Here is an 11,772-nt window from a genome sequence, read left to right on the forward strand (position 1 = left end):
GGCTCGGAGAGGGTGGCGGGGCGGGGCATGCCTCGATTTCGCCCGATTCCCGTTGAGAAAAGGTTAATTGGCGCGGGAAAAGAAACGGCGCCCCGAAGGGCGCCGGTTTGTCTTGTCGGGGGAGGGGCACTTACGCCGGCCCTCGGCGTGGCCTCGGGCGTGAAACCCTGAAAAGGCTCCACCGGAGCCTTTTCGCGCTGCCGCCTTGGCGGCAGCGCCGGGTTTCACCCCTTCATCCCATCCCAGAAGCTTTTGACCTTGCCGAAGAAACTGCTGCCCTCGGGATGGTTGTCTTGCGACAGCCCCTCGAATTCACGCAGCAATTCTTTCTGACGCGCGGTCAGGTTCACCGGCGTTTCGACGCCCAGCTCGATCATCATGTCGCCCGAGCCACCGCCCCGCAGGGCCGGCATGCCCTTGCCGCGCAGGCGCATGGTCTTGCCCGATTGCGAGCCCGCCGGCACCTTCACGCGCGAGCGGCCACCGTCGATCGTCGGCACTTCGACCTCGCCACCCAAGGCGGCAGCGGTGAAGCTGACCGGCACGCGGCAATGCAGATCCATGCCGTCGCGCTGGAAGATCGGGTGTTCGCGTACCTCGATGAAGATATAGAGATCGCCCGCCGGACCGCCCCGCAGACCGGCCTCGCCCTCGCCCGTCAGGCGGATGCGGGTGCCCGTCTCGACCCCGGCCGGGATGTTGACCGAGAGCTGACGCTCCTTCTCGACCCGACCGGCACCCTTGCAGCTGTTGCAGGGGTTCTTGACGATCTGACCGAGACCACCACAGGTCGGGCAGGTCCGCTCGACGGTGAAGAAGCCCTGCTGCGCGCGGACCTTGCCCATGCCCGAACAGGTCGGACAGGTCACCGGCTCTGCGCCGCCCTCGGCCCCGGAACCGTTGCACGAGTCGCAGGCGGCCAGCGTCGGTACGCGGATGGATTTCTGCGTGCCCTTGTACGCCTCTTCCAGCGTGACGCGCAGGTTGTAGCGCAGGTCGCTGCCACGGCTGGCACGGGTGCGTTGACCACCACCGCCGCCACCACGGCCGCCCATGAAGTCGCCGAACAGGTCTTCGAACACATCCGAGAAGGACGCGCCGAAATCGCCGCCACCGCGCGGACCGGCACCGGGGCGCGGGCCGCCCATGCCGCCGTCGAAGGCTGCATGGCCGAAGCGGTCATAGGCCGCCTTCTTGTCGGCATCTTTCAGGACGTCGTAAGCCTCGTTCACTTCCTTGAACTGGTTCTCGGCGTCCGGATTGTCCTTGTTGCGGTCGGGGTGCAATTCCTTGGCCTTGGCGCGGTAGGCCTTCTTCAGCTCCTCGGCGGAGGCGCCCTTCGATACACCCAGAACCTCGTAGAAATCGCGCTTGGCCATTCGTGGACCTCACTTATCACAGGCAAGGCCCCGGCCCGGTATCTCTCCGGCCGGGGCCCCGCGTTAGGTTCTGGCGTCAGCCGCGACGCTTGTTGTCGTCGAGGTCCTCGAAGTCGGCATCGACGATGTCGTCATCCACCGGGCGCGGCTCGTCCTCGGCCGAGGCTTCCTCGCCTTCCGCCTGCTCCTGCTGCGCCTTGTAGATGGCTTCACCCAGCTTCATCGAGGCGTCGCGGACGTTGTTGATGCCGGATTTGATCTTCTCGGCATCGTCGCCGTCCAGCGTGTCCTTGAGCGCGGCGATGGCCAGCTCGATCGCTTCGACCGTAGTCGGGTCCACCTTGTCCTTGTATTCGACCAGCGATTTCTCGGTCGAATGAATGAGGCTTTCCGCCTGGTTCTTCGCCTCGACCAGATCCTTGCGGGCCTTGTCGGCATCGGCGTTCTCTTCGGCGTCCTTGACCATCTTCTCGATGTCGGCGTCCGACAGACCACCCGAAGCCTGGATCGTGATCCGCTGCTCCTTGTTGGTCGCCTTGTCGCGGGCCGACACGTTGACGATGCCGTTGGCGTCGATGTCGAAGGTCACCTCAATCTGCGGCATGCCGCGGGGCGCCGGCGGGATGCCTTCCAGATTGAACTGGCCGAGCATCTTGTTGTCCGCCGCCATCTCACGCTCGCCCTGGAACACGCGGATGGTCACCGCGTTCTGGTTGTCCTCGGCGGTCGAGAAGACCTGGCTCTTCTTGGTCGGGATCGTGGTGTTGCGGTCGATCAGACGGGTGAACACGCCACCCAGCGTCTCGATGCCCAGCGACAGCGGGGTCACGTCCAGCAGCACGACGTCTTTCACGTCACCCTGCAGAACGCCGGCCTGAATGGCGGCGCCCATCGCCACGACTTCGTCCGGGTTCACGCCCTTGTGGGGCTCTTTCCCGAAGAACTTCGTCACTTCCTCGATGACCTTCGGCATGCGGGTCATACCGCCGACGAGCACGACCTCGTCGATGTCGCCTTTCGACAGACCGGCATCCTTCAGCGCCTGCGCGCAGGGCTTCATCGACTTGACGATCAGATCGCTGACCAGCGATTCCAGCTTCGAACGGGTCAGCTTCATCACCATGTGGAGCGGCTGGCCAGTGTTCTTGTCCATCGAGATGAACGGCTGGTTGATCTCGGTCTGCTGCGAGGACGACAGCTCGATCTTGGCCTTTTCCGAGGCTTCCTTCAGACGCTGAAGGGCCATCTTGTCGAGGCTCAGGTCGACGCCGTGCTCTTTCTTGAACTCGTCCACGAGGTAGGTGACGATGCGCATGTCGAAGTCCTCGCCGCCGAGGAACGTGTCCCCGTTGGTCGATTTCACTTCGAACAGGCCGTCGTCGATCTCGAGGATCGAGATGTCGAAGGTACCGCCGCCGAGGTCATAGACCGCGATCGTCTTGGTGCCTTCCTTGTCCAGACCATAGGCCAGCGCGGCTGCGGTCGGTTCGTTGATGATGCGCAGGACTTCCAGACCGGCGATCTTGCCGGCGTCCTTGGTGGCCTGACGCTGGGCGTCGTTGAAATAGGCCGGAACCGTGATCACCGCCTGGGTGACGTTCTCGCCCAGATACGATTCAGCGGTTTCCTTCATCTTCTGCAGAATGAAGGCCGAGATCTGCGAGGGCGAATACTTCTCGCCACGGGTTTCCACCCAGGCGTCGCCATTGCCGCCGTCCACGATGTTGTACGGGACGAGCTTCTTGTCTTTCTCGACCTCGGCGTCGCCCAGGCGACGGCCGATCAGGCGCTTCACCGCGAAGACGGTGTTGGTGGGGTTGGTGACGGCCTGCCGCTTGGCGGGCTGACCGACGAGACGTTCGCTTTCGGTGAAACCGACGATCGACGGCGTGGTGCGCGCGCCTTCCGAGTTCTCGATGACCCGGGGCTGCGAGCCTTCCATGATCGACACGCAGCTGTTCGTCGTACCGAGGTCGATCCCGATGACTTTAGCCATGATGAAATCCTTCTTCCTTCGGCGATGTTGTGGGGCGACGATCCCGTCAGGCTTCGTGGCCCCGATCCCAGAACCGGGCGTCCCATCTGGGGCGTCGTCCCGGCTTCGAGGGCTATATAGGGAGGGGGTTTGGGGCCTGCAAGCGGCTGGTGGGCGTCTATTTCATCAGAGTTTCATGGTTTACGCAGGCTCTGGTTAACAATTCAACCCGTGAAACGGGCCAGGATCAGCGGCAAGGTCAGCACCGAGAGCCCGGTCGAGATCAGGATCGCGGCCGAGACGCGGGCAACAGCCACGCCGTAATGCTGTGCAAGGATGTAGACATTGCCTGCAACCGGCAGCGCGGCGGCCGAGATCAGCACCCCTGCGGCGAAGGGTTCGACCCGGAAAATGAACAGCGCGGCGCCGCCCACGGCCAGCGGGTGCAGCACCAGTTTGGCGAAGCTGAGCCAGCCGGCGACGGTCAGCCGCTCGGCCCGGCTTTGGGTCAGGGTGGCGCCGATGGCGAACAGCGCGCCGGGGGTGGCGGCGGCGCCCAGCAGTGTCATGGTCGCGGCAATCGGGGTGGGCAGCGGCACGCCGGTCGCCGACCACAGCAGGCCCGCCGCCATGGCCACGACCATCGGGTTCTTCAGCAGGCCGACGACAATCACCTTGGGCAGCGCCGGCGAGATCCGGCCCTCGCGCGCCAGCGTGATGATGATGGTCAGCAGGCTGGAGAAGACGATCAGGTCGATAGAGAGGACCAGCAGCACCGTCCCCGCGGCCTCGGCCCCGAGGATCATCACCAGCATCGGTACGCCGAGGAAGCCGGTGTTGCCGATCACGGCGGTATGGGCCTCCATCACGGACTCGGTCAGGGGGCGCAGGCGGATGAAGGCCACGCCCAGCGCAATCAGGTAGATCACGCCGCAGCCCCAGAGATAGGCCATGGCCGCGCGGGGCTCGAAGATATCGGACAGCGACATGCTGGCGGCAAAGCCGAACAGCATCGCGGACAGGGCGAAGTAGAAAACGAACTTGGTCAGCCAGGCCGTGGCCTCGGGCGGGAAGAAGCCGGTCTTTCCGGCGCCGTAGCCGACGGCGATGACCACGAAGAAGGGCACGACCTGGAAGAAGGTAATCAGCATCGGGGCGGTCTTCGGGGTTTCGTGTTCAGGGTCAGGATAGGAAAAGCCCCGCCCGGTGAAGGGCGGGGCAGGGCTGTCTTTGGATCAGTACAGCAGGTCCGGCAACCAGGTGACGAACTGCGGGAAGATGAACAGCAGCGCGATCACGGCGATCTGCAGGAACACGAAGGGGATGATCCCGCGGTAGATCATCATCGTCGACACCGAATTCGGGGCTACGCCGCGCAGATAGAACAGCGAGAAGCCGAAAGGCGGTGTCATGAACGAGGTCTGCAGGTTCACGCCGATCATCACGCCCAGCCAGATCGGGTCCACGCCGAGGCGCAGCAGGATCGGGGCGGTGATGGGCAGGACGATGAAGATGATCTCGAAGGCGTCGAGGATGAAGCCGAGGAAGAACATCAGCACCATGACGGTGATCATCGCACCGACCCAGCCGCCGGGCATGGCCGACAGCATCTCATGCACCAGGTTGTCGCCGCCCAGCTGGCGGAACACGATCGCGAAGACCGAGGCGCCGAACAGGATGATGAACACCATCGAGGTGATGACCGCGGTCTGCTTGGCGACTTCGTAGATCACCTTGAAGGTCAGGCGACGACGGGCAGCGGCCAGCACGGTCGCACCCACGGCACCCACCGAGGAGGCCTCGGTCGGGGTGGCAATACCGCCCAGGATCGAGCCCAGAACGGCGACGATCAGCAGCAGCGGCGGCACCAGCGCGACCAGCAGCTCACGGCCCAGACCCGCACGCTCTTCGGGGGCGACGGGGGTGGCCGGGCAGCTCTCGGGGTCGACGGCGGCCTTGAACAGGATGTAGCCGATGTACACGACGACCAGCAGCATGCCCGGGATGAAGGCACCGGCGAACAGGTCGCCCACGGAAACCGTTTTCGGGGCGAAGTTGCCGAGGCTCATCTGCACCTGGCTGTTCATGCCGGCGATCATGTCGCCCATGAAGATCAGGATGGTCGAGGGCGGGATGATCTGACCCAGCGTGCCCGAGGCGCAGATCGTGCCGCAGGCGAGCTTGGGGTCATAGCCTGCGCGCAGCATGGCCGGCAGCGAGATCAGGCCCATCGTCACCACGGTCGCGCCGACAACGCCGGTCGCGGCCGCCAGCAGGGCGCCCACGATCACGACCGAGATGCCCAGACCGCCGCGCATGTTGCCGAACAGCTTGCCCATGTTGGACAGAAGCTGCTCGGCAATGTTCGACCGTTCGAGCATCACGCCCATGAAGATGAACAGCGGCACCGCGACCAGCACCTCGTTCACCATGTAGCCGGTATAGCGGCCGGCGAGGGCGCTGAGGTTCGACATGTCGAACACGCCGAAATTCATGCCGATCAGGGCGAAGACCAGCGCCGAACCGGCCAGCGTGAAGGCGACGGGGAAGCCCAGCAGCATGAAGCCGATCACGCCGAGGAACATGACGCCGGAGAGGATTTCTCCAAGGAGAACGGGATCCATGACGCCTTACTCCGTTTCGATCTTGTAGCGGTAGTCTTCGGGCACGAGGTCCTCGCGGCCGGCAAGGGTCAGGATCGAGCGGATCAGCATCGACACCCCCTGCACCGCGATCACCACGGCGAAGACCAGGATGAAGGTTTTCAGAATGAACAGACCCTGCGCGCCGCCGGGGTTGGCCGAGGCCTCCTGCAGGCGCCAGGCGCGCATGACGAAGGTCTGGCTATAGCTCCAGACGACCCAGGCGAAGGGCAGCAGGAAGACCAGCGTGCCGAACAGGTCCAGCAGGGCCTTGGTGCGGAAGCTGGCCGGGCGGTACAGGATGTCGACGCGCACATGGTCGTTGCGATAGAGCGCATAGCCCGCAACGCCGGTGAACATGGCACCGTTCAGCCAGGGATAGAGGTCCTGCATCCACAGGCGCGTGGTCGAGAAGGCATAGCGCTCGACGACGACCCAGAAACAGACCAGCACGATCCCGACGGACAGCCAGAGGAAGATGTTGCCGATCAGCCGGTTGGCCAGGTTGATCGCCCGCATGATGTAGGACAGGAAGACCACGAGACTCTCACCCTGTTCGAGGCGGCGCCGGTTCGTGCCCCTCGGGCGGTGCCGGGTCGCCGGTGTGGATTGGCGCTTGGAAGGTGGCCCAGCCGGGGTCGGGGGCCGCGCGGGGGCCATGCCGGATCGGCCGGTCCGCGTCAAGCAAAATGGCCGGCCCCCTGGGGGACCGGCCGATACCTGTGGCGCCGGATTAGAGGTCCGACAGATCCAGGAAGCGCTGACGGGCGCTCATGAAGCCCTGGTCGGTGCCCTGGGTGCGGGTGCGCATCAGGGTCAGGCCGTCCACGAAGCTGCGGGCCACGCGCTGGGTCAGTTCGTCATCCGAGTTCAGCAGGTTGCGGATGATGTCCTTCGAAGCGTTGGCGCCGGCTTCCAGGATGTCGTCCGGGAACGACTCGTGGACGGTCACGCCATGCTCTTCGACCAGAGTGCGCAGGGCGCGCGGGTCGTTGGCGACGAAGTCCGAGTAGACGTTCTCGTACTCGGCCTGGCAGACGTCCTTGACGATCGCCTGCAGGTTCGACGGCAGCTCCTGATACTTCGCCTTGTCGACGACGAGTTCCGTGGCCAGGCCCGGCTCGACGAAGGACGAGGTGTAGTAGTGGTTGCAGACCTGGTGGAAGCCCAGCGCGAGGTCGTTGTACGGCCCCACGAATTCGGCGGCGTCCAGCGTACCGGTCTGCAGCGCGGCGAAGATCTCGCCGGCGGCCATGTTGGTCACCGAGGCGCCCAGCGCCTGCCAGACCTGACCACCCAGACCCGGGGTGCGGAAGCGCAGGCCCTGCACGTCAGCCAGGCTGTTGAGCGGGTTGCGGAACCAGCCGCCAGCCTGCGTGCCGGTGTTGCCCGACAGGAAGCCCTGCAGGCCGAACTGATCGTAGACCTCGTCCCACAGCTCCTGACCACCGAGGTAGCGCATCCAGCCCGAGATTTCCGACGCGGTCATGCCGAAGGGAACGCCCGTGAAGAACGACAGGGCGACCGACTTGTTCTGCCAGTAGTAGGCAGCGCCGTGGCTCATCTCGGCCGAACCGTCGATGACGGCGTCCAGCGATTGCAGCGGCGGAACCATTTCGCCGGCCGAGAAAACCTGCACCGTCAGCGCGCCATCCGAGGCGGCGGTGATGCGGTCGGCCAGACGCTGCGCGCCGACACCCAGGCCCGGGAAGTTACGCGGCCAGGTGGTGACCATGCGCCAGGTGATGTTGCCCTGAGCAATGGCCGGAGCTGCCAGCGACGTTGCGGCAGCGGCTGCGCCGCCCACGGTCGAGGCGCGCAGGAAAGAACGACGATCCATTAGTATCCTCCCAAAGGATTGCATGTGGTCAGTTTTGCTGACCAATGCAGCGGTTATACACGGCTCGTTGGCCGAGGGAACCCGATTTGCCTTGCCGGACCGGCTGGGTACGGGTTTGCGGCATCCTATCGCAGCGCCGTCAAGACGCCAGCGATTTCGCTGCATCATCCTTGTGCGGGTTGCCGCTTGCTCAGGCGCATATTGGCGAAGTTTGCCGAGAAAATGATCGCCGCGCCAATGAAGACGAAGGGGTCGAGCGATTCGTTGTACAGCGCCACGCCCACCAGCGCGATGATCGGCAGGCGGATGAATTCCATCGGCGCGACCAGCGTCGCCGGCGCCAGCCCCAGGGCCGAGGTCAGCGAGTAATGCGCCGTCAGCCCGGTGATGGCGATCACCACCAGCCAGGGGCTCATCGCCAGGCTGGGCCAGGTGAAGCCCGTGGCCACGGCCAGCACCAGCGCCATCACGGTCTGGCTGAGGGTCATCCAGAACAGCACGCAGAGCACGGTGTCATGCAGCATGATGCGGCGGGTAAAGATCAGGTTCATGGCAAAGCCGATCGCCGCCATCACCCCCGCCGCATGGCCCCAGTTCAGGGGCTGCACACCCGGTTGTGCCACGACCAGAACACCGGCGAAACCGATCACGGTCAGCAGCAGCTTGGTGCCGGTCAGCCGCTCGCCCAGCAGGAAGGGGGCAAGGATCACCACCCAGATCGGGCTGGTGAATTCCAGCGCCACCAGCTGCGACAGCGGGATCATGATCAGCCCGTAGAACCACATGTTCTGGCCGAAGAAGTGGAACAGGTTGCGGATCAGGTGCTGGCCCGCCATCCGGGTGCGGATCTGCGCGAAATTCCCGCTTCGGATACGGATGATGGCCGCGACGATGAAGAAGCCCAGAAGGGAGCGCCAGAACATCAGCTCGAAGGTGTTGAGTTCCTGCTGAACGGCCCGCCCCGCCACCGCCATCATCACGAACGAGACGATGGCCCCGCACATCCAAAGCGCCGCCTTCAGCGGTTGATACTGTTGGGTGCTCATGGGGTCCTCCTCGGCGCCGGGGCGCTCTCTCCTCCCGATGGATAGGCCTCCGGGGCGGGTAGGGCAAGCCAGTTATCAGGTTAAGTAACTCTCCAAGGCCGTGGCGGCGAGGGGGGCTACGGCCCGGTTCCGGTGCGGCAATTCGGGGGGATGCAGGCTGCCCGGAAGCCCGATAGAAAGACTCGGGATGGATCGGGAGCTTGCCATGAAACGTCGCCAATTCCTCGCCAGTTCGGGCCTAGCCATGGCCGGAGGGCTCTCGGGCCTGAGCCTGCTGCCGCGCCGGGCCGAGGCCTCGCCCCTGTCGCTGGTGATCCAGCCCGCCCGCTATGCGCTGGAGGGGGCGGTGACCGAGGGCATGGTCAGCCTCTCGCCCGATGGCCCGCCGCCCGTGCTGCGTCTGCGCCGGGGCGAGACCTTCGTGGCCGAGGTGACCAACACGCTCGAGGATTACACGGCGATGCATTGGCACGGGCTGCGGGTGCCGAATGTGATGGACGGCGTGCCCTATCTGACGCAGGTGCCGATGGGGCCGGGCGACAGCTATCGCTACGAGTTCACGCCGCAGGATGCCGGCACCTTCTGGTATCACCCGCATTGCAACACCATGGCGCAGATGGCGCGGGGCCTGACCGGCGTGCTGATCGTCGAGGATGACGAGGATCCGGGCTTCGACCTCGACCTGCCGGTGAACCTGCGCGATTGGCGACTGGGCGATGACAGCCAGTTCATCGACCTGTTCACCGCCCGAGGGGCGGCCCGCGCGGGAACCCATGGGACGGTGATGACGGCGAACTGGCAGCAGGAGCCGGTCTATGACGCCCCGGCCGGCGGGCTGGTGCGGCTACGCCTCGTCGCCACCGACACCACGCGGATTTACCGCGTGCAGCTGCCGGGGGCCGAGGGGCAGATCATCGCCGTCGATGGCCATCCCGTCGAGGAGGACGTGCCGATGCCGACCGAAGGGGCGCCGCTGATCCTCGGGCCGGGGCAACGGGCGGACATCGCCCTGCGCATACCGGGGCAGGAGGGGGCCGAGCTGGTGGTGCTGAACGAACAGCCCGGCCGGGCCCGCACGCTTCTGACCCTGCGCGCGACGGGCGCCGACCGGGGCCGCGCGCTGGACGAGCTGCGCCCGCTCAGCGCCAATCCCATCGCCATGCCGGACCTGTCGCAGGCCGAGACGATCGAGTTCGTCTTCGGCTGGAGCCCTGAGCAATCCTCCGAGAACAACGGCTTCTGCGGCACGTTGGGCTATACCTTCTGGTCGATCAACCGCACGGCATGGCCCGGCGATGCCTCGGGCACCGGGCCGCTGGCGGTGCTGGAGCGGGGTAAGACCTACGTCCTGCGCCTGCGCAACGAGAGCCCCAACGACCACCCGATCCATCTGCACGGCCTGCTGTTCATGCCGCTGGCGTCGAACCAGCGTTATGTCCCGGCGAACTGGACCGATACCGCCATGCTGCTGGAGCAGGAGGTGATGGATGTCGTGCTGGTCGCGGACAATCCCGGCGACTGGGCCTTCCACTGCCATGTGATCGAGCACCAGAAGAGCGGCCTGACCGGCTATCTTCGCGTTACCTGAAACCCGCCGATCCCGCGTCCCGTTGCAGAAACTTGTTTTTGACGGGGCGGGGGATTGGGATACGCTCCTCTCACCGGGCGCTTCGTCCGCGATTCAGAGATCTGTTTGAGGAGTTTCATTATGACCAAGGGCGTTCCCACCAGCGGCAAGGGCTCGACGGCCAAGGGCCAGATGCCGGGCGGCGACAAGAAGCAGGCCGGCAGCGGCGGCAATTCGGACGAAAGCCGCGTGACCTCGGGCCTGCCGAGTGGCGGCAGCAAGGGCGGTAGCTCGAAGTAAGCGCCCCGCCGTCGCGACACCGCCAACGGCATGAAAAATGGCCGGCCCCAAGGCCGGCCAGTCAGCACTCTCTGACCCGAGGGAACAAGTCAGAGCAGGACACTCACCAGATATCGGGACCCTTCTCGGCGAAACGATCGACGAGGAAATCGATGAAGGCGCGCACCTTCGGCTGGGTGAAGCGACCCGGCGGATAGACCGCGTAGATCCCCAGCGTGGTCTGCGGCAGATCCGGGATCACGTCCGACACCAGCCCCTGCTGCATCGCGTCGTGATAGAGGAAGCTGGGCAAGTAAGCGATGCCGAGGCCCTTCACCGCCGCGTTCAGCAGCGATTGGCCGTCATTGACCGTCAGCCAGCCCGTGCCGCGCACCTGCCGGACCTCGCCCGAGGGGGCGGTGATCTTCCAGACGTTGGCGCTGGCCTGGTTGGAATAATGCAGCAGGCGGTGTTCGTTCAGGTCGTCGATCTTCATCGGGCGACCATGGGCCTGGAAATACTTGGGCGACGCGATCAGGCGCTGCGTCGTCTCGGTGATCTTGCGGGCGCGGAGCGAGCTGTCCTCCATCTCGCCGACGCGGATCGACATGTCGAACCCTTCCGAGATCAGTTCGACATAGCGGTTCTTCAGCACCATGTTGACGCTGATCTCCGGGAATTCAGTCAGGAATTCATCCAGCACCGGGGACAGCAGCGAGACGCCGAAATCCGTGGCGACCGACATGCGCAGCACGCCCGAAGGGGCCGATTGCATGGCGGTGACGATGCTGTCGGCTTCGCCGGCGTCGTTCAGGACGCGGCGGGCACGGTCGTAATAGACCAGACCGATCTCGGTAGGGCTCACGCGGCGCGTGGTGCGGTTCAGAAGGCGGGCGCCGAGGCGCGCCTCCAGCGACGAGACATGTTTCGAGACGGCGGATTTCGAGATCCCCATCTTGCGTGCCGCGTCGGTGAATCCACCCTGATCCACAACCGTGGCGAAGGCTTCCATTTCGGTCAGACGATCCATCGCGCTATCCGTAA

At 65.1% G+C, this 11,772-nt stretch carries 10 protein-coding genes; 2 read left to right on the forward strand and 8 right to left on the reverse strand.

Annotated features, from left to right (window positions below; genetic code table 11):
- Window positions 1-224 precede the first annotated feature (224 nt).
- The 7 genes from dnaJ to BCY78_RS17940 all read right to left on the reverse strand — a co-directional run bounded on the left by dnaJ (window position 225) and on the right by BCY78_RS17940 (window position 8,882).
- Window positions 225-1,379, reverse strand: coding sequence for a molecular chaperone DnaJ (gene dnaJ, locus BCY78_RS17910; RefSeq protein ID WP_068304631.1), 1,155 nt, complete (start codon window positions 1,377-1,379; stop codon window positions 225-227).
- A gap of 76 nt (window positions 1,380-1,455) precedes the next feature.
- Entirely contained in the window at window positions 1,456-3,375 is a 1,920-nt protein-coding gene (gene dnaK / locus BCY78_RS17915; protein ID WP_068304632.1) for a molecular chaperone DnaK, read from the reverse strand.
- Window positions 3,376-3,578: 203 nt separating this feature from the next.
- Window positions 3,579-4,505, reverse strand: a complete 927-nt coding sequence (locus tag BCY78_RS17920) for an AEC family transporter (protein WP_068304633.1) — start codon at window positions 4,503-4,505, stop codon at window positions 3,579-3,581.
- An 84-nt stretch (window positions 4,506-4,589) separates the two neighbouring features.
- Window positions 4,590-5,978, reverse strand: a complete 1,389-nt coding sequence (locus BCY78_RS17925) for a TRAP transporter large permease subunit (RefSeq protein WP_068304635.1) — start codon at window positions 5,976-5,978, stop codon at window positions 4,590-4,592.
- Window positions 5,979-5,984: 6 nt separating this feature from the next.
- A complete protein-coding gene (locus BCY78_RS17930; RefSeq protein WP_139103212.1) occupies window positions 5,985-6,536 on the reverse strand; it encodes a TRAP transporter small permease subunit in 552 nt (183 codons plus the stop codon).
- A 193-nt stretch (window positions 6,537-6,729) separates the two neighbouring features.
- Window positions 6,730-7,836, reverse strand: coding sequence for a TRAP transporter substrate-binding protein (locus BCY78_RS17935; protein ID WP_068304636.1), 1,107 nt, complete (start codon window positions 7,834-7,836; stop codon window positions 6,730-6,732).
- Window positions 7,837-8,000: 164 nt separating this feature from the next.
- The gene (locus tag BCY78_RS17940) at window positions 8,001-8,882 is read right to left on the reverse strand and encodes a DMT family transporter (protein WP_068304637.1); all 882 of its coding nucleotides are present in this window, start codon (window positions 8,880-8,882) and stop codon (window positions 8,001-8,003) included.
- 205 nt (window positions 8,883-9,087) lie between these two features.
- On the opposite strand from BCY78_RS17940, the gene BCY78_RS17945 reads away from it, so the two are divergent.
- Together BCY78_RS17945 and BCY78_RS25640 are read left to right on the forward strand one after the other, a co-directional pair.
- Window positions 9,088-10,470: a multicopper oxidase family protein gene (locus BCY78_RS17945; RefSeq protein WP_068304717.1), complete on the forward strand. Its 1,383-nt coding sequence runs from the start codon at window positions 9,088-9,090 to the stop codon at window positions 10,468-10,470.
- Between the two features lie 120 nt (window positions 10,471-10,590).
- Window positions 10,591-10,749 (forward strand): hypothetical protein, encoded by a 159-nt coding sequence (locus BCY78_RS25640; RefSeq protein ID WP_158515955.1) that lies wholly within the window; start codon window positions 10,591-10,593, stop codon window positions 10,747-10,749.
- Window positions 10,750-10,852: 103 nt separating this feature from the next.
- On the opposite strand, the gene BCY78_RS17950 is transcribed toward BCY78_RS25640, so the two are convergent.
- A complete protein-coding gene (locus BCY78_RS17950; protein ID WP_068304639.1) occupies window positions 10,853-11,758 on the reverse strand; it encodes a LysR family transcriptional regulator in 906 nt (301 codons plus the stop codon).
- Between the last annotated feature and the right edge of the window lie 14 nt (window positions 11,759-11,772).

Origin of the sequence: Pararhodobacter sp. CCB-MM2, assembly GCF_001691415.1 — a bacterium.
Lineage (GTDB): Bacteria > Pseudomonadota > Alphaproteobacteria > Rhodobacterales > Rhodobacteraceae > Pararhodobacter.